Origin of the sequence: Streptomyces sp. NPDC001902 (assembly GCF_042891295.1) — a bacterium.
Classification (GTDB): Bacteria; Actinomycetota; Actinomycetes; order Streptomycetales; family Streptomycetaceae; genus Actinacidiphila.
The window spans coordinates 22,540-47,256 of record NZ_JBIATA010000010.1; the positions used below are offsets into that span (position 1 = coordinate 22,540).

Consider the following 24,717-nt stretch of genomic DNA (forward strand, 5'->3'; position numbering starts at 1 on the left):
ATAAGAGCATATGCTCCTATATTCGGAAGGGTGATGCGGTGTGCTCTGGGTCATTCCGGAGGAGGGGCCTGGCCCCGCACCGGCACGGGTGGTGGACCTTCCCAATTAAGAGTAGATGCTCGTATAGTGCACGGGAAGCCTGTGGAGGACGCAATGACAAGTGCTACGTCGAAGGCGGACCTGTGCAACAACCTGGCGCTGCGGAAGGCGTCACGGTACCTCGGCGCGACGTACGACAAGGCGCTGGCCCCGCTCGGCCTTCGGGCGACGCAATTCAGCATCCTGCAGCAGCTCAGCGTCCACGAAGAGATGACGATCACCGCCCTCGCCGACGTGATCGCCATGGACCGCACGACCATGGCCTCCAGCCTCAAGCCCCTCGCTCGCGAGGGGCTCGTCACCGTCGAGCCGTCGGCGACCGACCGCCGGGCACGCATCGTCGCCGTCACGCCCGCCGGCCTGGCCCGGATGAAGGCGGCACTCCCGCGGTGGGAGGGGGTGCAGGCGGAATTCGAGAAGAAGTTCGGTGCCGAGAACGCGGCCCGGATGCGCGCCTTCCTCGATGCCGTCCTCGACACCGGCTTCGATCCCTGGGCTGAGTGAACACTGCGACTGCGCCGTGCTGGGCGGTCGCGCGGCTGTCCATGGGGCCGTCGCCCCCAGGCGAGGTCTTTCCGCGCTGAGGACCTTGGACCCGCCGCGGTGGGCGAAGGCCGGCAAGGGTGTGTTGGCGCCTTGCCCTTCCGTAAATAGGAGCATATGCTCTTATTTGTGAGATGGTGACCCGGCGCGGCCGCCTGCAGAAGTGGTCAGCGCGCAGCTCAGCGCCTTCCCCGACTCCAGGCGCCTTGAAGAGGCCGGTTCCAGTGCCGGCTGAGCCCCGCCTCCGGTCACCGCAACCGCCGAGAGATCGCTGACCCCGCATCGCGAGAAGGAACCACGTCATGACCCTTGTGAAGGCAGCTGCCGTCCAGATCAGCCCCGTGCTCTACAGCCGTGCGGGCACGGTCGGGAAGGTGGTGGAGAAGATCCGTGAGCTGGGACGGAAAGGAGTCAGGTTCGCGGTCTTCCCGGAGACCGTTGTCCCGTACTACCCCTACTTCTCCTTCGTCCAGCCGCCCTACACCATGGCCAAGGAGCACCTGCGGCTGATGGAGGAGGCGGTGACCGTGCCGTCCGCCGACACGGATGCGATCGGCGCGGCGGCCCGCGAAGCCGGCGTGGTCGTCTCGATCGGCGTCAACGAACGTGATGGCGACTCCCTGTACAACACGCAGCTGCTCTTCGACGCAGACGGCACGCTGCTCCAGCGCCGCCGCAAGATCACGCCGACGTACCACGAGCGCATGGTCTGGGGGCAGGGCGACGGCTCCGGGCTGCGTGCCGTGGACAGCGCCGTCGGCCGCGTCGGCCAGCTCGCCTGCTGGGAGCACTACCAGCCCCTCGCCCGCTACGCCCTGATCGCCGACGGTGAGCAGATCCACGCCGCCATGTTCCCCGGCGCGTTCGGGGGCCCCCTGTTCGCGCCGCAGATGGAGGTGGCCATCCGTCAGCACGCGCTGGAGGCAGCCGCTTTCGTCGTCAACGCCACCGCCTGGCTCGACGCCGACCAGCGGGCGCAACTCGCGGCGGACACCGGTGCCCCGGCCGGGGTGTTCTCCCAAGGGTTCTTCACCGCCATCGTCGACCCCGACGGCGGCATCATCGGCGAGCCGCTCACCTCGGGTGAGGGAGAGGTGATCGCCGACCTGGACCTCACGATGATCGACCGGCGCAAGCGCCTGATGGACGCCCGGGGCCACTACAGCCGCCCCGAATTCCTCAGCCTGCAGATCGACCGCACACCCACCGCACCGCTGCTCGACCGCAGCACCCACACGCCGGTCCAGCGCGTCCACATACCCAACGACGGCCTGCACTCCGAAGTCTGAGGCCACCCCGCGTCAGGAGGCGTCGCCGCTGGTGGGCACGCCTCCTTTCCGGTGCCACGGCGCGTCCGGACCGGCCGGCCTCGCGGAGAACGCTGGTCAAGCGGAGCACCGTGTGTCCTCGGAGGGCACATGCGCAAGCTTGTCCGGGTTGAGGACCCTGCGGTAGGCGGTGATCAGGCCGTCCTTGATCTCCACCGTGTCCACGGAGACGGCTCGCCCGTCCCTGCGGAGGAGGAGCGCTGGCTCGCCTCCGACCTCGATGGCCTCAATACTGTCCGTGCGCAACAGGCGCCCCGCCCGCATCATCACCATGGCGATGCGCGCGCCGCCCCGGATGAGCTTGCGCGCCGCGACGACCCTGCCGCCACCGTCGGTGACATATACGGCATCGGGGTGCAGCAGACGCACCAGGCCGGCCATGTCCCCCGCTTCGTAGGCGCTGCGGAAGGCGGCGATGAGGCGCTCGCGCTCCGCCCGGGAGGCGTCCACGGTGCGCTGCCTGGCCCCGGCCACCTTCCGCCGTGCTCGTGAGGCGAGTTGTCGGGCGGCCGCCACGGAGATGCCGAGCACGTCGGCGATGCGGCTGAACTCGAGACCGAACACATCATGGAGGATGAAGGCCACACGCTCGGGCGGCTTCAGCTCTTCCATCACCACGAGCATCGCGGATCCGACGGATTCGTCGACCAACACCGGCTCGGAGGCGTCCGGCCCTGTCAGCAGGGGCGCCGGCAACCACGGCCCGACATAGGTTTCCCTACGGGCGCGGGCGGACTTGAGGATGTCATACGACCGTCGCGCTGCCACCGTGACCAGCCAGGCCCGCAGGTCACGGACGTCGCGTAGGTCGGCTGTGGCTGCCCGCAGCCATACGTCCTGGGCCACGTCCTCGGCATCGGCGACGCTACCGAGCAAGCGGTACGCCGCTCCGAAGACGGCGGGCCGGAGGGTTTCCCACTCGTCCTCGAGCATCCCAGGTGGCCTGGGTGCATGCCTCGCGTCCATCGACGTGGCCTCCTTCGCCCCGGTGTTCAGGTGGGCACCTCCCTGCACGGGGAGTACATGTTGGGAGAGGCCCATGTCGTGCAGACCTGTCGGACGCGCTCCAGGGTTCGGCGCACATGTCGCCTCGGCGGCAGCGTGCGCTTGCGCCGGTGCCGGAACGTCCAGAGACATGTGGCCAGCGGTTTCGCCGGGCCTCAGCAATAGGAGCATATACTCTCAGTGTCGAGGTCCCTGACGGGCCTCACCCCGCGCGTGCCGGATCGGCAGGGTTGCCCTCGGCCAGATAGAAGCATTGCTCCTATCTCTCGCCGGAGCCCCCGGCAACCGATCGATACGCAAGCCCGCCGCGGCCGGATCTTCGAAGGAGGCACGACATGGCGAACGCGGAAAGCAGTGACACCGACCGCCAGGGACTCAGCTACTACCCGTGGTGGCTGGACAACCTTGCCGACGACGTCACCCTGGAAGGCGCCGCCATGAACGGCACCGCGCGTGGCGCGGAAGCGGTTCGCGCCATCGTGGTCAAGGCCCGCGAACTGTACGAGTTCCAGGACTTCAGCTTCACCGGAGACTTCGGTGACAACGGCTTCCTCGAGATCTACGACGCCGCGGTCCTCGGCGAGCCCATGAAGGTCGTCGTCACGGTCACCTGCAACGCCGACGGCCAGGCCCAGGAACTCGCGGTGCTCCATCGGCCGCGCAACACACTGCTGCTCTTCTCCCGCGAGATGAACAAGAAGTTCGCCGGCACCCCCCTCGCCGAACACTTCCTCGCCGACGAGTCCTGAGACGATGGTTGGGCCGTCCGGCCCCGTCGGCCGAGGGGGTGGATCCGATGTTCGTTGCGCGCGCCCGCCAGTCGTGCTTGGCTCACCGGATGGACTTTCTCTTGACGGCAAGTGGCCTGCGCAACGAGACGCTGCGAGATGCGCTGCGGGACATGCTGGGAAAGCCGTTCGGATCGTCGAACGTCGTGTTCGTTCCCACGGCTTCGGTCGCCGAGCCCGGGGACCACGGGTGGGTTGTCAAGGACGTGAACCGGCTGCACGGCCTCGGCTGGCGGGAGTTCAACGTCCTGGAGCTGAACGGCCTGCCCCGGCAGATGGTGCTCGACCGGCTGCTCCATGCCGACGTCATCTATGTCGAGGGCGGCAGCCACTACCACCTTGCGCGCAGCATCACCGGCAACGGCCTGGCCGACGGCTTCCTGGAGGCGCTGGAGAGCCGGGTCTATGTGGGGGTCAGCGCCGGATCAATGATCTTCAGTCGTCATCTCACCGGGCACTCCGCCGACGTCATCGGGGACACTGCGGACCTCCAGGTACTCGGCGCGACGAACGTGGAGCCGCCGTTCGGCCTCTTCGACTGGTATCTCAAGCCCCACCTGTACTCGCCGGATTTTCCCGAGCGGGATGACGCCTGGGCTGATCGCATCGTTGCGCGGGCGGACTTTCCGATCTACTTCATCGACGACGAGACAGCCGTTCGCGTCAGGGACGGCAAGGTGGATGTCGTCTCCGAAGGCCGGTGGCGGTTCCATCCGTGACTCAGTTCCTGGTGGAGAGTCCCGGGCAGGGCAGTGCGGCGCCCACGGGCCGCACTGCTGCGGAGCCGATGCGGGACTCGGGAGTCCTGTTGGCACTGGAAATGGGACGCAAACCGGGCCGCACTGCCACGCCCAGGAGCGGCTGACGGCGACGACATCGGCGCCGCCAGAAACCGGGCATCGCAGTCGGTTGCACCGCGTTCACGAAGAGCGAGGGCAGGGCGCCCGGCCCCCTGCTCCTGGCGCAGGGCCTAGCGCCGGTAGGTCACCTGGGCCCAACCGCCGCGATCCTTCCCGAGCTGGCACCTCCTAGGTGCGCCGGATGACCAGCACGGCCACGTCGTCGAGGTGGTCTACGGCGACCACGGCGTTGAGGATGAGATCTGCCGTCGCCTCGATGTCGAGCCGGTCGTGCAGAGCGCGGCCGGCCAGCGTTCCCGCTCGCTCCAGTCCGGCTTCCAGCGTCAGTCCCGGCCCTTCGACCAGGCCGTCGGTGACCATGACCAGCGCGGCGCCTTCTTCCAAGGTGAAGGTCTCCTCGGGGTAGTTGACATCGGGCAGGACTCCCAGGACGGGTCCTCCGGGAAGTGTGCGGATGCAGTGGCTGCCGTCGTCGCGTGCGTGGAGCAGCGGAACATGGCCTGCGCTGGTGCCGATGACCTGACCGTCACGCGGATCGACGTGCAGCATGGTGCAGCTGGCGAAGCGTGGTGCGTCCATCGTGGTGAGCAGCTCGTTGGTGCGTGTCAGCACCGTTCCTGGCTCGGGCTCGTGGGCGGCGATCGCACGCATGGACGAGCGCACCTGTCCCATGAAAACCGCGGCATCGACGTCGTGCCCCTGGGCGTCGCCGATCTCGAGTGCGACCGCACCGTCGGGCAAGAAGAACGCGTCGTACCAGTCTCCGCCGATATCGAGCCCGTCCCGGCTGGGCTGATAGCGGACGGCGACCTCCAGGCCCGGGAGGTGCTCGGGCAGCGTGGGGAGCATGCTCTGCTGGACCGCCGTGGACAGCTCGACGTGGGCCTGCTGCAACCTGATGCGCCTCAGGGCCTGGCCTGCCAGATCGGCCAGAGTGGTCATGAAGGCGAGCTTCTCCAGGGAAGGAGGGCGCTTGCTGTCGTACGTCACTGCCCAGGCCCCGAGTGGTCGGTCGCCCGGTGGGCTGAGGGGGGTGATCGACATGGCGACATCGGGGCCAGGCGGTGCCTGGGCCGTACTTGAATCACTCAGCCAACACCGCGCGAGCTCCTCCCGGCTGGCGATGAATCGCGGCTGACCGGTACGGATCGCACAGGGCAACGGCCGGTCCTCATCCAGCGACAGACCGAGCAGGGCATCGGTCTGCCATGTGGGGATCCCGGCATCCGAGGAGATGCGCAGGCGCCCGTCGTCGACGAGCGCGAAGAGGGCGCCGAAACCGCCGTAGGCCGCGGCGAGCCGAGTCAGGACCACCTGCTGCAACTCCTGCTCGGTGGCGGCAGTGAACAGGGCGGACGAGAACGCGGCGATCTCATCGGCGCGCCGCCGCTCGGCACTCACCGCAGCCAGCATGTCTTTTTGGTGCGTCTCCACGGTGGACTCGTCGCGGATCACCCCGAAGACCCGTTCGGGACCGCCGTATCCCAGCGTGATCCGGCGGGCTTGGCTGGCCAGCATGCGCCAGCCGTCATGCTCGGTATGGAACCGCGACCTGATCCACGGGGACTGGGCGACGGACGAGCGCACGAGCCGCTGCACGTCCTTTCGGTCATCGGGGTGCACTCGCCGGATCACCATGGGCAGGGACATGGACGCCTGCGGGAAGAGCGTTGCCAGGGCGGGCTCGCCACCCAGCCACTCGATCTGGTGCTCATCGGGTGAACACATGTATAGGCCAAGGCCGGCGGCCTTGGCTGCAAGGTCAAACGGGATCAGCAGGGCGCCCAGGTCATGTCGCGCGTCCAACGAGTGCACCCACACAAGCCGCTTGTCATCTGCGGGGTCCGTCACCGGCCGCGCCTCGACCAGGCAGACCACAGACGCTTCGCCCGTCCCAGGGAATTCCAGCACCCGCATTGCGAGCCGCTTCGTCGTCGCCCCGTGCGCCAGCAGGCTCCTGGCCGAGATCCGTTGATCTTCGGACAGCAGGTCACTGAAGCCGCGACCCACGCACTGTTCCTCTGGCCTGCCGAGCGCTGAGGCCATTGCGGTGTTGAGGCGGCGGATGACACCGTCCAGGGCCAAAAGAGCCGACGGTGTGGCCCTCTGCAGGAGTTCGTCCGAGGCGTCCATCTGCCGCTCCCTGACCATCATCGAGTGATATCACCCCGATAGGCGTAATAATCCTATCTGTCGCGGCAGGGCAGGTCGCGTCCGCTGGGAGCCGGGCGCGAAGCCGATCGGTAGCCCAGCCGACAGTGGCCGGCGGCTCGGTAGAGCGGCCTCTGCGTGCCATCGATGGGGCATCCGGTGCCGCTCCGTGCAGGATCCGGAGGGGTGACCCCTCCTCGGGGTGCAGCCGTCCTTCGTGGGTCGCAGCGTGCGCCGACGGGAATGCCGACTCATACTCAGACTGGACCGTTTCGTCCACTTCGCTTAGGCTGAATCGCGCTGCGCGACAGTCAGGGTGGGCGGTCTCTACAGCAACTCGTCCAGAGTCTGAACCTCCTCACGGCAGCCGTCGATCGACTTCTGGCAACTTTCCCACTATGGGGCTTTCATGATGGGCTGGAGGGCTGAGATGTCTGACGTTCTTTTTTTAGACGCGGAATCGTCTGTGGTGGTGAGCGACAACGAGAAGGAGTATCGCTACGAGATCTCCGTAGCGGGTGAGACGGTCGGTCACATGGGCTATCGATCGATCGGCAATCGACGCGTGTTGATGCACACTGTCATCTATCACGCATTCCGCGGGCAAGGTCTCTCCAACGTTCTCATCAAGAGCACCCTGGACTTCTTGCGCATCCACGGAAACACCATTTCAAATTATTGCCCAGTCGTCGACGGGTTCATACGCAAGAATCCCGAATACGTCAGCCTGGTCGACGCGAAACATTCGGGCACCTGGGTCTGGCCTTCATCGGGCTGACCAGCCGGCCGGCCGTCAACTGCCCGCCTGCGTGGCAAAGCATCGAGCCGAGGATCCGGCTCAGTCCACGAGGTAGGAGCGGACGTAGCTCAACGCCATCTGCATGGAGACGCGCATCGGCTCGACGTCCTGGGCGGTCTGGGCCAGCAAATAGCCACCCTGCAAAGCGGCCATGACAGCGGTGGCGAGCTGCTCCGGGTCTGCTTCTTGGCGGAGCGAGCCGTTTTCCTGCATGCGCTTCAAGCCTGCCGAGATGAGCTGCTGCCAGTCAGCGAACGTCTCGGCAAGCTTGCTCCTCGACGTCGGGTCCTGCGCCGCCCGCGCGCTGACGAGCGAGCCCAACGCGCACCCGTACGCACCGTTCTGCAAAGAGTTGAGATGGATGACCTTGTCGCTCCATCGCTCCAGCGCGCGAATGGAATTCATCCGCTCCAGCATTTGTCGATCACGGTTCAGGACTTGACCGGCCCGCAGTTCGATGACGCTGTGGACAAGCTGGTCTTTGTCCGCGAAGTGGCGATACAGCTGAGATTTGCTCGTCCCGCTCGTCGCTCGTACGTCATCGAGTGAGACCGCGTTGACGCCCCTCACGTAGAAAAGGTCGGCAGCGGCCTGAATGATGCGGTCACGGGTGACAGCCCCACGCGAGGTCAGGCGCCGCTCTTGCCTAGGAGCATCATCTACGGACATGTGCCCGATATTACTACGAGCGATCACCGGGTCCGCGGAAGAGTCTGAGAGTGCTGCCGACCCACGCTGGGGGGTACCGGTCGGCTGCTGCGTGCCCACCGGGGCGTCGAGCGCATGAGGTGCGGCCTTCGCAGGTGCGCGTGACTTTCGTGACTTGCCTGTCACATGGACCACCTCTGCCGCTCACTGGATGCGAACCGTGGGAACGCTCGAATGTGGGCCTCACTTCCCCTCGTCATGACTTCTGGGCAGCAGCCCGCGCCGGCACGCATCAGGTTCCCGTGAGCGCGGTGAGAACCCCGACGATGGCGACATTCGCAGGCACGTCACTACATGGACTACATGGTCCTCTCGCTTGCGTCATAAGGGAAGAGGACGGTGGGCTCCACGTCTTATGGAGCTGATAACCGGTGATTATCGGTGGCGTTCCGGGCGGAGTGACAACTCTGGTTGCAGTGGTCGAGGGGCCGCGCAGTCCAACCGGCGGCTATTGCTCCGCACCAACGAGCGCGCGTCCAGAACAGTGAACGACTCTGTTCCGTGGTCGACGCTAGCACTGTGTGATCACTGGTGATGGGTGCGTGAAGGCCGCCGCAAGCCCGTCGCCGGCATTCTCCGCTCGGAGGCCAGCCGATGCGCACGATCACTCCCGCAGGCACCACCTGCAAGAGGAGCATCACTGATGCGCGCAGCACCCATGCACGGCGCTGGGGCCGGCCGCGGAGACCGGTGACGCGTAGAGGCGATCCGCTGGCTGCCAGCGGCACCGTCCGTATGGGCGGCGGTCGGCCCCCAGGGCTGCCCTTCGTCGCCATCGTCCCGGAGACCCGGGTTGCAGGCGTCAGGGGCTGACCCGGTCTCCTTGAAACGGGACCATCTCGACCAGTCATCGACTTGAGCATGCTGTTAGAGTTCAGCTCGGACCAATGTTGTGGACCTTTTAGTTCACTTTCCTTTGTGGATGGGCGTGCGTGGCGCGCGGACGGCGACGGGATGCAGGGAGTACCCGATGAAGGCGATTGTGGCGACCGATCAGGCCGCGGGGACGGCCGGAATGAGGCTGGCGGAGCGCCCCACGCCCGAGACGGCAGGGAACGATGTGCTTGTTGAGGTTCATGCGTCCGGATTCACCCCAGGGGAGCTGACATGGCCTTCGAACTGGACGGACCGCCTGGGCCGCGACCGCACACCATCGATCCCCGGTCATGAGCTCGCCGGAGTGGTCAGTGCCCTCGGCCATGGCACGACGGGGCTGTCCGTGGGACAGCGAGTCTTCGGCCTCACGGACTGGACCCGCGACGGCACGCTGGCGGAGTATGCGGCCGTCGAAGCACGTAACCTCGCGCCGCTGCCCGGCGATGTTGACTTCACGGTGGGCGCGAGCCTGCCGATCTCGGGCCTGACGGCGTGGCAGGGCCTGTTCGAGCATGGGCGTCTTCAGCCGGGGCAGAGCGTCCTCGTGCACGGTGCGGCCGGCGGAGTCGGATCGATGGTCACGCAACTAGCGCGCGAGGCGGGTGCTTACGTCATCGGCACCGGACGTGCCGCCGATCGTCAGACGGTGCTCGACTTCGGCGCGACGGAGTTCGTCGACCTGGACAACGACACGCTGGAAGACGTCGGCGCAGTTGATCTGGTCTTCGACGTCATCGGTGGCGACGTAGGGAAGCGATCCGCGAGCCTGGTTCGGGCCGGAGGAACGCTGGTGACCATCGCCGGCCCGCCGGAGGCTCGACCTGCGGACGGCCTGGCCATCGACTTCGTTGTCGAGTCTGATCGCCTCCAGCTGCGTGAGGTGGTCCAGCGGGTGCGGGACGGACGGCTGCGTACGGTCATCGGCAACGTCGCGACCCTCGATGACGCCGTCGCGGCCTTCAATCCGACCGAGCGGGTCAGTGGAAGGACCATCATCCGCGTCCGCTGAAGGCTCATCAACCCTCCAAGAGGACGATCTAGTCCATTAGGTGATCGACAGGCCCCGTCATCCAGGCGGAGCCAGCACAGATACAGGAACAGCGATGGCCAAGGTGCTGTGGACTGACGTGAGCGGCTCGATCCGAGTCCTCAAGGACGAAGACAACAGGTTCTACGAGGTTCGAGAGAACGGCAACTATGCAGGGCTGCTCGCCTACGAGCGCAAGGGCGGTCAGTACAGCCTGACGCACACGTACGTCCAGGAGGGTTACCGCGGCCGCGGCCTGGGGACCGCGTTGATCCACGAGGCGCTGTCCGACCTGGTGAGGGAACACGCGGCAGTCACCAACCGGTGCCCCGTCGTGGATCGCTTCATCGAGAAGCACCCGCAGTTCCGCGAGATCCTCGATCCCGGGTCGCAGGCCGTCGACGATGCCCGCAACTGAGGTGCCCGCCCGCGGCGGAACGAGATGCGGCGGCGCAAGCGTGGCTGCCGAGCAGGCGGTGACGCCGGCGAGCGGTGGGCCGAGGGAAGGCCGCCGGCAAGCCGGTGTCGGTGAGGAAGTCACCCATGGCCGACAAGGCAGGAGATGGGACCGGGTGCCGAATGGCTTCGATGGCCAGCGCCAGCGGTACGCCCCGGACTGCGCCCTCACGCGTCGCCATCGATTCCACATCTCTCAGAAGGGGCAGAGAATGGCGATCACCAGCGGAGCCATAGCGCGTGTTCGCATGATCCAGGCCGCTGCAGACCTCTTTTACGTCAAGGGTGTCCACTCGGTGACCCTGGATGACGTGCGAGCGGTGAGCGGGACCAGCAAGTCCCAGTTCTACCGTCATTTTCCGGACAAGGACGAGCTTGTACGCAGCGTGATCGAGTTGCGTGCCCAGCAGATCCTCGATCGCGACCGACAGCACTTGGCACGGATGAGCTCCTTCCAGGCCCTGGAACACTGGAACGAATCGATCATCCGCCTCAACTCTCTCCAGGACGGAGCCTACGGGTGCGCTCTGGGTGCACTCGTCGGATCCCGCGCGCCTCACGATCCCGCGGCCCGACACCTGCTCGCTGAGACGCCGAGCCGCGGCCCTTCAAGGATCTCGCTGTGCACGACGTCAAGGTCCGCATCCTCAGTGACGTTGCCCTGGTCCACGGCCGCGCCACCTACACCATGCTCGCCGACGGAGCGACCCAGGAAGCCCTGTACACGGACACGTACCAGAAGCGTGAGGGTGGCTGGGTCTGCGTCTCGGCCTGTGCGATCGCCCCGGGCACCTGACCCGACCACCCGGTCGAGGCTGCTGGTCGCGCTCCAGGTGGGGACCATGCGCACAGGCACGTCACGAGACGGCAATGGGCCGAGACGACGCGACCTCACTCCAGCGCTCACGCACGTCGGCACAGGTTGCGAACAACACCAGTGGAATCGGCGCCGGTGTGGCCGCCAACGCAGTCGGCCACGCCGACGCTGTCCGCGTGCGAACAGTCCACGACCCCGTCATCCTCTCCCGCACACCCGGCCGCAGGCAGACGAATAGCGCCCGAGGACTTCGGTCGGGTCGGGACCCGACTCTCCGACTCATGGAAAGGCACTGCTCGATGCAGGACGTGGCACCAGTGATCAACCTGACCCGCCGGGGCAGATCGCTCCACCTGGCTTTCTCCTCTGCAGTGGTCTCCCTGGTGGCCTCGTTTGCCGCGTCGGCCGCACCGATCCCCTTGTTCAACACCTACCGGGCCGAGGACGGGTTCACCAACGCCGGCATCTCACTGGCCGTCGTCAGCAACTCCGTCGGCACCATCGCCGGACTGTTGGTGCTGGGACGACTGTCCGGTCATCTGGGCCGACGGCCCACCGCGATCGCCAGTCTCGGCCTGCTCCTGCTGGGCTGTCTGCTCCTGCTGAACGTGCACGACATCGTGACCCTGCTGTCCGGTCGGCTCCTGATGGGTGTGGGTACAGGGGTGGCCAGTAGCAGCCTCACCTCCTACATCGTCGACGCCGCACCCACCAGACCGGAGTGGTTGGCCTCCGTCGCCTCCAGCCAGGGACCCATGCTCGGCCTCACCCTCGGCGCCATCGCCTCCGGCGCCCTGGTCCAGTTCGGTCCCTGGCCACGCCACCTCATCTACCTGGTCTGCGCCGGATTCCTCGTACTGTCTGCCGCACTCATCGTCATCAGTCCGGAAACCGCGAAGCCGACGCCGGGCGCTTGGCAATCACTGCTACCCCGGGTCCGCATACCGGTCCGAGTCAGGCATCTGCTGCCTGTCGCCGCCGCGGTGTTCCTCGCGACCTGGGCGACCGGGGCCTTCTACCAGGCCTTCGTGCCCGCACTGGTCGCAGATCAGTTCCACACCCACAGCCCGCTCATCCTCGGCCTGTTGTTCGCCTTTTACATGGCCCCCAGCGTTCTCGGCGCTCCCATCGGCGGCCGGTTCACCTCCGCGGCGGCCCAGCGAATCGGCATGCTCATCTTCCTGGCCGGATGGATCGGCATCATCACAGCGATCGCCGTAGGCACACTGGCGTTGTTCATCGCCGCAACCATCATCGCCGGCACCGGTCAAGGCATCGCCATCAGCTCCGCCACCCGCGGCCTGCTGCACGGCAGCACCCTCGCCGACCGGGCACCGATCTTCAGCGCCATCTACCTCCTCTGCTACAGCGGAGCCGCCTTCCCCAGCCTCATCTCCGGCCAGCTCTCGAACGCCTTCTCACTACCTCAGATCGCCCTCGGATACGCCGTACTCGCCATCGTCGCCACCTTCTTCAGCGTCCTCGCTGCACGCGACCCGCACACCGATTTGACCGGGATCAGCCGTCGTGGTGGGTGATCACGACGAACCTCGCCGCCATCCCGGCGTCTCCCGGTCATGAGCAGGCAATCAGGCGGGCTCGCCGCGTGACTGCGAGGGCAACCGGGAACCTGCCACCGGAAATGCGGTTCCCACCCCTACGGGCGGTAGCGCGCCTACGCGTTGGGTGCCATGCCCCCATCGAGCGAAGCCTGTACCGGTTCGTGGTCCCGACGCGATCACGGCCCGCCAGGGTCGACGTACCGGGCCGGATCCTGACAAGGTCAGGACTGGTATTCACGGCGCAGGGGAGCAGAAGTGGCAGAGGTGACCGAGGGCAAGGCGCGCGGGAAGGAGGGCTCGGAAGGCATTCCTTCGGACGTCGCGCGCGATGCGCGGGTCCGGAACTACCGGCCAGGCGGCGCCGAACAGGGCCCGGAGGTGGCGCAGTCCGGCCTGGTCGCCAGAGAACCCTGATGGCGACCGGCCGCCTGAGGCTCTTCGCCTCCGGTGGCCTCGGGCGGCCTCGCCGTGGAGTACGTGACCGTGGGTCTTCCGGGGTCCCTGCCACCGGCCACGGAAGCGACCGTCTACCGGATCGTGCAGGAGTCGCTGACCAACGTGGTCAGACATGCCTCCGCGGAATCCGCGACGGTGTGCGTGGAGCTGGGCGCCGAGTCCGTGGAGATCACGGTCACCGACGACGGCAGGGGGGCCGCCGTCGGCACCGGCGGCAGGCCGGGTGGGGGCACGGGGCACGGGCTGATCGGGCTGCGGGAGCGGGCCGCGGCGCACGGCGGGACCGTCCGGATGGGCCCGGGCCCGGACGGCACGGGGTTCCGGGTGAGAGTGCGGTTTCCGCTGGCTGATGTCTTCATGGAGGTGGACGGGTGACCATTCGGGTGGTGGCGGCCGACGACCAGGAGCTCGTACGCAGCGGCTTCGCCATGATCTTCGACGCCCAGCCCGGCATCGAGGTGGTCGCGGAGGCGGCTGACGGGGCCGAGGCGACGGCGGCCGTGCGGCTCCACGGCGCGGACGTGGCGCTCCTGGACGTCAGGATGCCGGGCACGGACGGGATCGAGGCGTGTCGCGCCATCAGTGCGGCGACCGACTGCCGAACGATCATGCTCACCACCTTCGACTCCGACGAGTACGTGTACGAGGCGCTGCATGCGGGAGCGAGCGGCTTCCTCCTCAAGGACGTCAGGCGCGACGATCTGGTCCACGCGGTGCGGGTGGTGGCCGAGGGTGATTCCCTGCTCGCCCCCACGGTGGCGCGCCGGCTGGTCGAGGAGTACAGGAGCCGGCCCCGGCCGGCCTGGGCGCCTGCGTCGGACCGGCTCGACACGCTGACCGCACGCGAGCGCGAGACCCTGCTGCACCTCGCCCGGGGACTGTCCAACGCCGAGATCGCGGCCGCGCTGACGGTCAGCGAGCACACCGTGAAGACCCATGTCGGCAACGTGCTGGCGAAGCTTGGACTCAGGGACCGCATCCAGGCGGTCATCTGCGCGTACGAGACCGGACTGGTGACTGCGGGGGGACCGGCCGGCGCCGGTCTCCCGGTACGTGATCCCTCTCCCGGAGGAGGCGGGCCCGCCGGCTCCCCCGCGGAGGCGACTCGACGTCGTCACCAAGACCGCTCGCCCGGGCGATCCGCTCGGGGGCTGTGATCAACAGGATGGCAGGCAACGGCTCGCGCCGTTTCCCGTCGTCAGGAGATCACAAGATGAACGCCCGTACCCGTACCGCCCTGTCCGCTCTCCTCGCCCTGACTGCCGTGGCCTTCCCGGCGGCCCAGGCGGCTGTGGCCACTCCGCCCCCGTCGCCGTCCTCGTGTACTTCCGCCGCGCACACGGGCGGGCTCGACACCGAGGCGTTGTGCACGGCGCTCGGCTCCCTGCCCGACTCCGACACCACCGCCGCGCTCGTACGCGTCGGCGGCACGGACGGTACGTGGCGCGGCAGCGCGGGCGTGCACGACCTGGACAGCGGACGCCCGGCCGATCCGCAAGGCCGTTTCCGGGCCGGCTCGGTGACCAAAGTGTTCACGGCGGTGGTGGTCCTGCAGCTCGCCGCCGAGCGGAAGGTGGACCTGAGCGCGCCCGCGCGCCGCTACCTGCCGGAACTGATCCCCGATGCGTACTGGGACGTCACCGTGCGGCAGTTGCTCAACCACACGAGCGGCATTCCGGCGGCCGACATGCCGGGCGACACCATCGAGGAGGCCTACGCCCACCGGTTCGATCGCTACTCGCCCGAGGACATGGTGGAGAACGCGACCGCGAAGCCGACCGAGTTCGCGCCCAACACCCAGCAGCACTACCTCAACATCAACTACACCGTGCTCGGTCTGCTGATCGAGAGGATCACCGGACGTGCCTACGAAGAGGAGGTCGGCCGGCGCATTCTGAGGCCGCTGCGGCTTCAGAACACCTTCTACCCCGGCACCGACCCGCGCATCGAGGGACCCCACAACCACGGCTACCAGGCCTTTCCGCGCCCCGACGGCTCGACCGAGCTCCGCGACGTGACGGTGTGGGGCCAGACGCAGGGCTACGCGGCGGGCGACATCATCTCCACCACCGCCGACTTGGAACGGTTCCAACGGGCGCTGTTCACAGGTCGTGTGGTGCCTCGGCCGCAGCTGGAGGAGATGTTCACCCTGCCCGAGGCGTCGGTGCGTGAGTACGGCTCGGGCGCCCCGGCCTCCTACAGCGCAGGGCTGTCCAAGATCAATCTCGGCGGCCGCGAGGTGTGGGGCAAGACGGGCAGCCGGTACGGCTACACCAGCGTCATCGCCGCCACCCGCGACCTGTCCCGCACGATGGTGATGAACGTCGGTGCCACGGACGCGAAGGGCGAGGACATGACCTCCACCGAACTGGCCCTGATAGTCGCGGCGTTCGGGGCTCCGTCCGCCTGAGCCCGGTGGCGCTCCGCGCCCCGGAGTCATCACGATCGGGCCTGCGCAGGACACCCGGGCATCCCCTGCCTCGACGGTCATCACCTACGGGGCCGGGGCCCGTGCCAGGTCCTCGACCTGGCACGGGCCGCGGTAGCGTCCGGAGGAGGCCGGGCGGCCGTCTGCTTCCCACCATTGGACGCCCGCCACATGCGCGACCACGCCCTGCCGGGAACGCTGTCGCGGTCGGTCGACCTCGGTGCGACGTTGCCACACGCCCTCACCGCCCCGGCCGGCCACCGGCCTGCGGACCGCGCATCACGGTCCTGGCTCGCGGCCGCATCCACGCCGCACCATCGCATCTGCCACGACCCTGTACCCCAGCGGTGCACCGGGCCTCCGCCGCGGCGCCTCTGCTCGAAGCGACGTTGTCGTCCGACCGGTGCTCCCCAGCGGACGTCTACCTGGCGGCAGGTGCGGGGCACACGACGAACCGGCCCCATCACGCCTTCTAGCGGCGTGTCGGGGCCGGTTCCGGTTCGGGTCGCCGCCACCCCTACGGGCGGGTGCCGGCGTCAGCTACGGGGTCAGCGGTGGCACTCGTGATGGGCGGGGCGCCAGACGCGGGTCCACTTGCCGGGGTGCCAGCGGTGGTGCCGGTCCCGGAACCCCGGGTGCCACTGCCGTGCCCAGTGGCCCGCCACCTTCGCGCAGTGGTGCGACGCTTTCGGCGGCCGGTGGTCCTGCGGGGCGGCCGACGCGGTGCCGACCGTGCCGACGAGCGCGCCCGCGGCCAGGGCCACCGTTGCCGCGCCCAGGGCCGTGGCCCTCTTCAACCCGTTGATCATGTTCAGGCCTTTCCGTACGAACGGGGGCTGACGGCCCCGGGACTGCCCGGACCGTTCGGCCGGGCATGCGCTGATCCTCACCCTCCGGCGCCACCAGAACACCGCAGAACACTGCTTCTCACGAAATACAATTCAATTTCTCATCGGGCTTAAATAGTCATATATTCGCGAAGTTATTCGTGTGTTGCCGCCCCGGACATGCAGCGCTGCTCCCGGGTCACGGCGCAGGTGCCCCACCTTGATGCGATCGGTCGGCGTCGAGAACCACACAAACCGGGCTTCGGAGTCCCAGCTGTCCAGCGTCTGACAGTGCGGGCGTGCCGAACTGCTGCTTGCCGAGCAGCGCGGAGATGACGGAATCGCTCGCCATGCCGGTGCCTGCCGACCCCCGGTCCCGTCGACGGGAAGTCGGCCTGAGCTCGGTCGGAAGCCCCCGGTGTCAGCGCCTGCCGCTACCGTTCGGCCGTTAACGATCTCCAGGGAGGGCGGCTCAACGGCGGCCGCGCGCAACACCGTGCGCCACTGTGCGATCATGCATCGGCCCCTCGCTCCAGGGGTGAGACCCGGCCGCTCGCCGAGCACTACGTGGGGGAATCGCCATGAGGCGAACGATCGCTACTGGTGTCGCCCTCGTGGCGATCGCGGGCGCTGGTGGGTGTACCGAAACCGCCACGCACACCGAAGGCAAGGCAGCGCCGTCGGTGCCGGCTCGGACCATGGGTCCGAGGGCTTGCGTCAACGGAACGTACCAGTGGTTCAACGTCGAGCGGCCTGTTCGGCTCTCCGCCCTCTCCGAGGTGGAGACCTTCGGCAAGGGCGGCGGCACGTTCACGAAGGCACCCAAGCACCGGGTCTCGTGGCCCGAGACATCCGTATTGGCGAGCGGTCCAGCCTTGCCGTCGCGTGAAGTGCTGTTTTCCCTTGCGCAATTGATAGGCGAGGCCCAGGAGGATGACACTTCCGCCGACATGGCCTTCACCGAGGTCGGCAGAAGACCGGGCGATCCCAATCTGAGCCGGGCCGTCTCGGCGCCTGGGGCAGGCCGATTTGTGTTGTACAACGAGACACACGTCGTCGAGGCGGACTTCCGGTACACGTGCCCAGGCACGAAAACCGTGACCATCGGGCATGCGAAGAGCTGGACGGCGGAGGCTTCGGGCACCCTTGAGTGCGGCACCCGGACCGGTCCCGGCAGCGATGCCGACCTGGCCGTCGCACGAGAAGCCGCCCGACTTTCATGCGGCCCCAAGTCGATCGCCGCGCAGGGCACACCGACCTCCGGGCAGTGACTACCTGCGGCCCGCTCGATTCCGCCGAGGTTGTACGTGCAGTTGGAGTCACGCGTGCGTGGGCTCACCCGATGAGGGGCGGGCCCCGTGCGGCAGGTCACGCAGGTGATCTCCCAACCCACGAAGCGGGCCAGGCAACTGTCCACAGGCGGCGACCTTTGGTCGGCCCCGGTGAGGTGGTCTCACCTGTGAAGGCCCCGGCGACAAGCGCCGTCACGGCGGGTTGGCCGCTGCCCGGCAGGCCCCGGTGGCGGCGCCGCCCGGTACGCCGGCCCCGGTCAGGCCGCTCACACAGCCCTTCAGGTCACCGTGTACCCCCAGGGTGCACGCCGTTGTGACGGCGTCGGAAACCTCGACGCCCGATTGCCGAACCATGTTCGTGCAGGACGGGATGTCCGCGTGGGCGGCGGGGACGGTGAAAGCCGCGCCGCCGAGTGCGACGGTCAGACCGGTGAGGACACTGGCGATTCGGATCGACGTGCGCATGGGAGGCACCTGCTCTCCGGGGTCGGTCGGGAACTCAAGGCGCCGAGCCGCGGACACGACCGGTGCACGACCGTGGAAGCGGGCCTCGCAGCGGTCGGCTCGGCAGACCACCCCTTTTTCCGACACTAGAGCAGCGCGTCACCGTGCGCACTCCGGCTCGGCGCCGCTGGCATCCTCTGGCCACGCGGTCCCTCCGCAGACCACTCGTCTTCACACTGCGAACCAACCCTGCCGCACAGGATCAGCGATCGTCTCTTCAGAGATGCATCAATGCATCCACCCCAGGCAACCAGGGGCTCAGGCACAATTGGAGTCGTGCCGACACCTCCTGACCCCGCTGTCCTGTACCCCGACGTCGCGGCCTGTGGCAGCCTTGCCGCGGCGCTCCGGACCGCGGCGGAAGGTCGCCTCGACGCCGTTCCCGTCCGGTCCTCGGACCTGGTCCATGCGGTTGTGCCCAGCACCTTGCCGCATCGCGAACCGCTGAAGATCAGTGCTTGGTCGTACGAACGAGTCTGGTCGATCCGGGGCACGGAACCGTTCCAGAGCCTGGCCCTCATCGACGGTAGGACAGACGACCTGGCAGAAATCGCCAGTGCCGCCCTGGCGTGGCACGACGGGGCGTCCCTGAACGACATCCGCCGAGCGGCACCCTTCGTGCATGTGACCGGACGATTTGAGGTGCCGGACCACGATCCCGCACGGCTGACGGAATCCGAGTGGCAGAGCCTGCGCCTGGAGGCGGCCGAAATGGAGTACGACTGGCACGAGACGTACCAGGCCCTGATCGAGGCCGCGTACGCCGAGCCGGTCCTGTGCGCCCTCTACCCGTTCACCAGCCACTGGGCGCTGCGCTTCTCGACCACAACCCGCCCGCGCCTGACCGTCGTCGGACCGTACCTGGCCGCGAAAAGCGATGGCACGTACGGAGCGGGCGGGAGCATCGCCAACGAGGACCTCGGCGTCTTCACCACGGCGAAGGAGGCTGTGGCACTGGCCGTGCACCATCTGCCTTCCGGCCTGGCGCCAGTCGCGCTGGGCGGATGAACCTAGCCGCGGTGCTGGAACGCGACCACCGTCTCATCCGCACCGCACAGGCGGCCCCTCGCCGACAAGGGCTTCGCGGGCCGGGAGTTCGAGGCGATGCTCACCGAGCGTTTCGACGTCCACCGGGTCCTATCCGACCGCAAGGACGAGTCCGCCGGCATGGACGACGCGCCCGTGTGCCGCCAGTGGATCGAGGCCGTCTCGACCCCTTCAAAGGTCGGCTCAGTCCGGACAACACGGTGGCAGAACCCTGGCCGGATTCTTCGCACGCACCGAGCAACGCCCCCTCGCCGCGCATCCGGTATCCGGCACAACCGGAGTGGCGACGCCAAGCACCGACGATCCCTGACCGCCCACGACCACTGAGAACAGCGGACCCAGTCGTCTAGGCTCTCGCCGTGCTCCTGATCCACGACGGGGAAGCCGCCCCCGACGCGCCCGTCCTTCGTACCGGCGGAGTCCCGCTCGTCCCGGAGGGCTTCGTGTGGCCGACCTGCCGGAACTGCGCCGGGGCGCTGCAGTTCCTCGCGCACCTGCCCGTCGACGGCGGGGCGGTCGCCGTCTTCTTCTGCCAGAACGACCCGGACATGTGCGACGACTGGGACGCCGCCGCGGGTGGCAACCGCGCCTACCTGTTCACCGGCCCGCTCGGTCCGGCCGCCGTCCCCGCCGAGGGCGAGACGCTGCTCGGCGCCGTCACCGCGCTGCGCCCGCAGCCCGTCGGCGTCGCCACGACGGCGCCCGTCCTCGGACGGCTGGGCGGCGAGCCGGACTGGCTGCAGAACGACGAGACGCCGTCCTGCCCTTCCTGCGCCTCGCCCATGGCGTTCGTGGCGGAACTGGTGGAGGGGCACGACCACACCACCTCCGCGAACTTCGGTGGCGGCGGCCTGGGTTACACCTTCGTCTGCCGGCCCTGCGAGCGGGCCGCGTTCCTCTGGCAGCGCTGACCGCGGCCCCGCCCTCGGGGCGCCCTCGTGTGCCCCTCGTGGTGACCGTCCCGGCCCGTGGAGTTCGTGACGCGATCTTGAGTGTTGGGGGGGCAGGAGCCCGTGCGCCGTGGTCTCGGATGCGGGCGTGTTTCGTTGGTCTTGCCGAGCCAGCGGCGATGCAGATCGCGCCAACGCCCCGGGGACCGCGCCCGGGGGCCGCCCGGAATGGGAGGGGCACGCTGCCATCCGCGCGATGTCGGAAGGTGCGCAGAGGTGCCGTGGCGTGCATGGATGAGGCTTTGACAATTGCCGCAGGCACCAATGCGAACGCAGAGATTTCTGCTGGTCATCGCCATGTTCTCACGGCAGTTGAGGCATCAATCATGCGCCATTAGGCCATAAGTGGACACCGCACGCATCGCTCGATACGGTCGAAACACAGGCGCCACAATTGCAGCGGTAATCCAATTACGCACGCGAGGAAGTTGGCGTCGCAAGCCGGAAGCCACCGGCCCTCATGGTGCCCAGCGCATCGCGGTGTGGATACCGCTCCCGGGATGTGTCCTGGCCAGGTTCAGGCGCCATGCGCACGTAATGTCTCGAAGAAAGAGGATAGCTATGCGCGCGAAGCGAAGCATCGCGATCATGGCGAGCCCCGTCGCCGCGGCAGCACTGGCGTTCTCGCCCGCGCTGATGACGCAGGCTGCGGCCGACACCACAAACATCTCGGCAACGACTACCTCGCGAGCCGCGCACCTTCCTGCGGACGATGCCTCCGAGGGCAAGACGAAGGGTGCGAAGGACGGCAAGCGCGACGGCCTCAACTTCAAGTGCGACTACCGGCACTCGTACGCTCCGGCAAAGGCCACGGAGGACTACAAGGACGCGTACGACCTGGCATACCGCTCCAGCTACGACAACTACTGTCGTGGTGAGGCGGCTCCCAACACGCCTGCAGGCGCCAACGACGCCTCCGAGGGCAAGGCGAAGGGTGCGAAGGACGGCAAGCGCGACGCCCTCACCCTCAAGTGCGACTACCGGCACTCGTACGCTCCGGCAAAGGCCACGGAAGACTACAAGGACGCGTACGACCTGGCATACCGCACCAGCTACGACAACTACTGCTAGGCGCCTGGGTCGGTAACAAGCAAGCAGACCGATGACCGTGACCAGCGTGGGCCGGTCACGGCCATCGGGCCGGCCCCGACAGGATGAAGTTCCGGTACCTGCACACAGGGCCGCTGCACGGGCCAGCGCCCCGACGATGGCTTTGCGGCGGCGGTGGACGGCGACCCGACTGGCCGGTGCCGGTGCAGAACATTGCGGCATATGATCGCCCGGCGAATGAGGCCGTCTTACTCCGTCGGGGCGCGTGGCCATCCGCTCCTGCCCTCATACTCCGTCCTTGGTCCATGGAGGATGTGGCCCCGTCAGGGCCATGCCCCGCTGACCGACCCGCGCGGGGACCTGCAAGGATGCGGCGGTGAGTTACGACCTGGCGGTGTGGGAAGGCGCGCGCCCGCTCGATGACGATGAAGCGGGCGCGATCTACGACGAGCTCTAGCGTGGCCTGCCTGGACCGCAAGCCACTGGCCCTGCCCCGGCGCGGGTCGGCCCTCATCAGGCGGCTCGATCCCCCAACGCCGGGAGTGTCCGCCCCGCTCCACGAGACGCTGATCCGGACACTGGATGCGCCGGGCCGTGCCGGCACGCGAACCAGAGCGCACCGATCAGGCGCCGGCAGCGCGACGTGAGCCCACGCCGGCCGAACTCGCCGCACAGCGAACGCAGTCCTGCGGTGGGACTGTCAGGGGGTGTGGTGTTCGAGCCAGGGGACGATGTGGCTGACGTAACTGTCGACGTTGGACAGAGGTTTGCCCGGCAGGACGGCGATCAGGTGCTCGATGCCGAAGGTCTGGTCCCAGATGCGGGCGCGTTGGTAGGTGGCGTGGTCGACGGCGTTGCGGATGGTGTCCCAGCCGTGCCAGGCCATGCAGGCGGCGTCGATGGCGGGGTCGAAGGGCAGGGCGAGGTCCCAGTCCAGGACGCCGATGAGTTCGCCGTCGGGGCTCCAGTGGACGTTGGAGCCGGCGAGGTCGCCGTGGACGAGCGCGTCGGGTACGGGGTCCAGGGCGATCGCGTCGTCGAGGCGGCGCCGGCCTTCCTCGCGCCACCGCGCGGGCAGGCGGGGGATGACGTCCTCGGCCAGGATGCCGGCCCAGCCCCGTGTGGGGATTGGGTCCTGGGCGGCGGCAAGGGCCTGGCGGAGGTCCACTGTGAGGGGGACTTCCCGCAGGGCCCGCAGGAGTTCCCCGATCTGCTCCGGGTCCCCTTCGCCCTCAGGCAGTGCGACGCCGTCGATCCAGGACACGGCAACGGCGGCACGGCCGTCGAAGACCGCGACCGGCGTGAGCGGCTCCGGTACGGCGAAGGGCAGACCGGCGGCGCCGATCGCCCGTAGCAGTTCCATACGGCGGGGCAGCGCCTCCGCTGCCGACGGACGCTTGCTGATCCGCACGGCCGCGATGCCCGGCAGCAGCACGACATGATGGACATTGCCATCGGCAGCCAGACGCACCCGATCCAGGGGAGCGCCCGGCAGAAGCGCATCGACAATCTCCAGCAAGTCCGCGGGTACTTCGCTGCTCATGATCAACGCTTTCCCGTGTCGCCGAGGCCCGCCCCCTGTCCCGTCGTCATGAAGGCTAGTCGCTCACTTGCGTACAGCTGACCTGCGTCGAATGCCGCGGGTGGAAGGGGGATGAGCCGGGTCGACCTCGGTGCCCCGCAGGGGCCAGGATGAACTCTCACGGTGGCGGTTACCGGCACAGTCGATTCGGTACCGCCTGCGTACGGGTTGGCTTCGCCTCCTGGCTCCGCCCTCCCAGGACAGCCGTACAAAGCACCAGCGTCTGTCGGCCGGCCTGCAAGAGGTGCTCAGACGACCGTCTTGAGCATGTGGCTGTAGCCATCCGCGACAGCGAGCCGCTTCCCACCCGGGAACACGATCAGTTCCAGGGCGTGCTGCTGCGCGGACGCCCCGGACCGTGGCCCGGCGTCACGGTCCCTACCGGCGGTGCGGGGCTCAGGTGGTCACCGGGCTGGTTCACCGTGCCCGGGGCCTGCGCGAGTCCGCCGGCCCACAGCTGGTCGACACGCGAGCGCTCGGTGGCGTCCGGGTAGCGGTTGGTGCAGGACGGGCCGGGGCCGCCGCCCGACATCAGCTCACTGCACGGCCCGCTGTAGTTGTCCGGCAGGCCCAGCACGTGCCCGGTCTCGTGGGTGACGACGCGGATCGAGTCGTCCTGCTGGTTCTGCGTGTAGTCGAGGAAGATGTAGCCGCTTCCATGGCCGTTGGTGGAGGCGTAGGACCCGCGTGAGTCGTTGCCCTCGTAGTAGGAGAAGTCGGCACCGCTCGACGCCTCTTGGAGCTTGACGTTGGACTCGGAGCTGTTCCAGATCGAGGCCGCGCTCGCTATCTGCGAACGGAAGGTCGGTGCCTTGGAGGCGTCGTAGTAGACGGTCACCGCCTGCGCGTTGGGCTGGGCGGCGCGCTTCTCGGCGACCGACTTGAGCACAGCCTTGAAGAACGCCGTGTTGTTCGTGGCCTCCGCAACCGACCCGTCGTACCGCGCCACGGAGGTACGGGCGGAAGCGGACGGGGCGGCGGCCGTCTGGGCGCTCGCCGGCACCGCCACGCCCAGCGCGCTGGAGGCCAGACCCAGGCCGAGAGCGAGGGCGAGGAGCCTCGCGGAGGTGCGGGACGACTTCATGTGAGGGCTCCTTCTCACTCGGTGACGCCGAGCGCCCGGTGCGCGGTCGACTCCGCGTGAACACCGGTTCCGAACTGCAGCGACGTCCTGTGGGGGGTCATTGTTAGAACGGCTCGACAGGGAGCGCAAAGGGTCCCGCCACTACGTCGCCTCGTAGGTCCCAGGACCTCGCCGGGGGGAGTGTGCGGGTCTGCAGTCCGCACATGGCGGCGCGAGAGAAAGCTGTCGCGACGTCAGAAGCCTTGCACCGCAGGGCAGCGGGGGTGCGGCTCGGCCGGGCGGAATTCCGGGACGTGCGGCGGGATCCGCATTCCGGCAAATAGGGACAAACCCTCAGGTATCCGCCACGCCACATCTACTAAGTGCGCCAGTTGGTTGGCGGAGTGCTGTGACCGACATCATAAAATATGGGCTTCCGTCTGTTTCGCGCCCCACCGGCCCCGAGTCGCTCCCAGGGAGTCGCCCTCGGTGCTGGGCG

23 protein-coding genes and 2 pseudogenes are annotated in these 24,717 nt (G+C 68.0%); 18 read left to right on the plus strand and 7 right to left on the minus strand.

Going from position 1 to position 24,717, the window contains the following annotated elements; translation table 11 throughout:
- Window positions 1-153 precede the first annotated feature (153 nt).
- Both ACFYYN_RS18100 and ACFYYN_RS18105 read left to right on the plus strand, forming a co-directional pair.
- Window positions 154-603 carry a MarR family winged helix-turn-helix transcriptional regulator gene (locus ACFYYN_RS18100; protein ID WP_500546582.1) on the plus strand — a complete coding sequence of 150 codons (450 nt, stop codon included), beginning with the start codon at window positions 154-156 and terminating at the stop codon, window positions 601-603.
- Window positions 604-944: 341 nt separating this feature from the next.
- Window positions 945-1,931, plus strand: coding sequence for a nitrilase-related carbon-nitrogen hydrolase (locus ACFYYN_RS18105; protein WP_500546583.1), 987 nt, complete (start codon window positions 945-947; stop codon window positions 1,929-1,931).
- A 96-nt stretch (window positions 1,932-2,027) separates the two neighbouring features.
- Here the strand turns inward: ACFYYN_RS18105 and sigJ are convergent, their stop codons facing one another.
- The gene (sigJ, locus tag ACFYYN_RS18110; RefSeq protein WP_500546584.1) at window positions 2,028-2,903 is read right to left on the minus strand and encodes an RNA polymerase sigma factor SigJ; all 876 of its coding nucleotides are present in this window, start codon (window positions 2,901-2,903) and stop codon (window positions 2,028-2,030) included.
- A 407-nt stretch (window positions 2,904-3,310) separates the two neighbouring features.
- Between sigJ and ACFYYN_RS18115 the strand changes: the two genes are divergently transcribed.
- Window positions 3,311-3,724, plus strand: coding sequence for a hypothetical protein (locus ACFYYN_RS18115; RefSeq protein ID WP_500330824.1), 414 nt, complete (start codon window positions 3,311-3,313; stop codon window positions 3,722-3,724).
- Window positions 3,725-3,813: 89 nt separating this feature from the next.
- On the plus strand, window positions 3,814-4,482 hold the full coding sequence (locus ACFYYN_RS18120; protein ID WP_500546585.1) for a Type 1 glutamine amidotransferase-like domain-containing protein: 669 nt from the start codon (window positions 3,814-3,816) through the stop codon (window positions 4,480-4,482).
- 309 nt (window positions 4,483-4,791) lie between these two features.
- Here ACFYYN_RS18120 and ACFYYN_RS18125 read toward each other — a convergent pair whose 3' ends face one another.
- Complete coding sequence (locus ACFYYN_RS18125; RefSeq protein WP_500546586.1) at window positions 4,792-6,756, minus strand: SpoIIE family protein phosphatase; 1,965 nt, start codon at window positions 6,754-6,756, stop codon at window positions 4,792-4,794.
- Window positions 6,757-7,246: 490 nt separating this feature from the next.
- Here ACFYYN_RS18125 and ACFYYN_RS18130 point away from each other — a divergent pair, with 490 nt between their 5' ends.
- Window positions 7,247-7,552 (plus strand): GNAT family N-acetyltransferase, encoded by a 306-nt coding sequence (locus ACFYYN_RS18130; RefSeq protein ID WP_500546587.1) that lies wholly within the window; start codon window positions 7,247-7,249, stop codon window positions 7,550-7,552.
- A gap of 60 nt (window positions 7,553-7,612) precedes the next feature.
- Here the strand turns inward: ACFYYN_RS18130 and ACFYYN_RS18135 are convergent, their stop codons facing one another.
- Entirely contained in the window at window positions 7,613-8,242 is a 630-nt protein-coding gene (locus tag ACFYYN_RS18135; protein WP_500546588.1) for a TetR/AcrR family transcriptional regulator, read from the minus strand.
- Window positions 8,243-9,251: 1,009 nt separating this feature from the next.
- On the opposite strand from ACFYYN_RS18135, the gene ACFYYN_RS18140 reads away from it, so the two are divergent.
- From ACFYYN_RS18140 to ACFYYN_RS18180, 9 genes and pseudogenes are all read left to right on the plus strand, one after another.
- On the plus strand, window positions 9,252-10,166 hold the full coding sequence (locus tag ACFYYN_RS18140; protein WP_500546589.1) for an NADP-dependent oxidoreductase: 915 nt from the start codon (window positions 9,252-9,254) through the stop codon (window positions 10,164-10,166).
- 94 nt (window positions 10,167-10,260) lie between these two features.
- Window positions 10,261-10,602: a GNAT family N-acetyltransferase gene (locus ACFYYN_RS18145; RefSeq protein WP_500546590.1), complete on the plus strand. Its 342-nt coding sequence runs from the start codon at window positions 10,261-10,263 to the stop codon at window positions 10,600-10,602.
- Between the two features lie 286 nt (window positions 10,603-10,888).
- Window positions 10,889-11,014, plus strand: a pseudogene (locus ACFYYN_RS18150) (TetR/AcrR family transcriptional regulator); the annotation flags it as partial.
- A gap of 233 nt (window positions 11,015-11,247) precedes the next feature.
- Window positions 11,248-11,436 (plus strand): annotated as a pseudogene (locus ACFYYN_RS18155) (nuclear transport factor 2 family protein); the annotation flags it as partial.
- 338 nt (window positions 11,437-11,774) lie between these two features.
- Window positions 11,775-12,995: an MFS transporter gene (locus ACFYYN_RS18160; protein ID WP_500546591.1), complete on the plus strand. Its 1,221-nt coding sequence runs from the start codon at window positions 11,775-11,777 to the stop codon at window positions 12,993-12,995.
- 279 nt (window positions 12,996-13,274) lie between these two features.
- A complete protein-coding gene (locus ACFYYN_RS18165; protein ID WP_500546592.1) occupies window positions 13,275-13,433 on the plus strand; it encodes a hypothetical protein in 159 nt (52 codons plus the stop codon).
- A gap of 69 nt (window positions 13,434-13,502) precedes the next feature.
- Entirely contained in the window at window positions 13,503-13,850 is a 348-nt protein-coding gene (locus ACFYYN_RS18170; RefSeq protein WP_500546593.1) for a sensor histidine kinase, read from the plus strand.
- Window positions 13,847-14,632 carry a response regulator gene (locus ACFYYN_RS18175; protein WP_500546594.1) on the plus strand — a complete coding sequence of 262 codons (786 nt, stop codon included), beginning with the start codon at window positions 13,847-13,849 and terminating at the stop codon, window positions 14,630-14,632. Before ACFYYN_RS18170 ends, ACFYYN_RS18175 begins: the two co-directional genes overlap by 4 nt.
- A gap of 56 nt (window positions 14,633-14,688) precedes the next feature.
- Window positions 14,689-15,885 carry a serine hydrolase domain-containing protein gene (locus ACFYYN_RS18180; RefSeq protein ID WP_500546595.1) on the plus strand — a complete coding sequence of 399 codons (1,197 nt, stop codon included), beginning with the start codon at window positions 14,689-14,691 and terminating at the stop codon, window positions 15,883-15,885.
- Window positions 15,886-16,451: 566 nt separating this feature from the next.
- Here ACFYYN_RS18180 and ACFYYN_RS18185 read toward each other — a convergent pair.
- Window positions 16,452-16,700: a hypothetical protein gene (locus ACFYYN_RS18185; protein WP_500546596.1), complete on the minus strand. Its 249-nt coding sequence runs from the start codon at window positions 16,698-16,700 to the stop codon at window positions 16,452-16,454.
- A 611-nt stretch (window positions 16,701-17,311) separates the two neighbouring features.
- Between ACFYYN_RS18185 and ACFYYN_RS18190 the strand changes: the two genes are divergently transcribed.
- Window positions 17,312-18,001, plus strand: coding sequence for a hypothetical protein (locus tag ACFYYN_RS18190; protein ID WP_500546597.1), 690 nt, complete (start codon window positions 17,312-17,314; stop codon window positions 17,999-18,001).
- Window positions 18,002-18,214: 213 nt separating this feature from the next.
- Here the strand turns inward: ACFYYN_RS18190 and ACFYYN_RS18195 are convergent, their stop codons facing one another.
- Window positions 18,215-18,487, minus strand: coding sequence for a hypothetical protein (locus tag ACFYYN_RS18195; protein WP_500546598.1), 273 nt, complete (start codon window positions 18,485-18,487; stop codon window positions 18,215-18,217).
- A 315-nt stretch (window positions 18,488-18,802) separates the two neighbouring features.
- Between ACFYYN_RS18195 and ACFYYN_RS18200 the strand changes: the two genes are divergently transcribed.
- The 3 genes from ACFYYN_RS18200 to ACFYYN_RS18210 all read left to right on the plus strand — a co-directional run bounded on the left by ACFYYN_RS18200 (window position 18,803) and on the right by ACFYYN_RS18210 (window position 21,594).
- The gene (locus ACFYYN_RS18200) at window positions 18,803-19,534 is read left to right on the plus strand and encodes a DUF6193 family natural product biosynthesis protein (protein ID WP_500546599.1); all 732 of its coding nucleotides are present in this window, start codon (window positions 18,803-18,805) and stop codon (window positions 19,532-19,534) included.
- Window positions 19,535-19,932: 398 nt separating this feature from the next.
- On the plus strand, window positions 19,933-20,484 hold the full coding sequence (locus tag ACFYYN_RS18205) for a hypothetical protein (protein WP_500546600.1): 552 nt from the start codon (window positions 19,933-19,935) through the stop codon (window positions 20,482-20,484).
- Window positions 20,485-21,084: 600 nt separating this feature from the next.
- A complete protein-coding gene (locus ACFYYN_RS18210) occupies window positions 21,085-21,594 on the plus strand; it encodes a hypothetical protein (protein ID WP_500546601.1) in 510 nt (169 codons plus the stop codon).
- 679 nt (window positions 21,595-22,273) lie between these two features.
- Here the strand turns inward: ACFYYN_RS18210 and ACFYYN_RS18215 are convergent.
- Both ACFYYN_RS18215 and snpA read right to left on the minus strand, forming a co-directional pair.
- Window positions 22,274-23,008 (minus strand): phosphotransferase family protein, encoded by a 735-nt coding sequence (locus tag ACFYYN_RS18215; RefSeq protein WP_500546602.1) that lies wholly within the window; start codon window positions 23,006-23,008, stop codon window positions 22,274-22,276.
- Window positions 23,009-23,474: 466 nt separating this feature from the next.
- Window positions 23,475-24,239: a snapalysin gene (gene snpA, locus ACFYYN_RS18220; RefSeq protein ID WP_500546603.1), complete on the minus strand. Its 765-nt coding sequence runs from the start codon at window positions 24,237-24,239 to the stop codon at window positions 23,475-23,477.
- Between the last annotated feature and the right edge of the window lie 478 nt (window positions 24,240-24,717).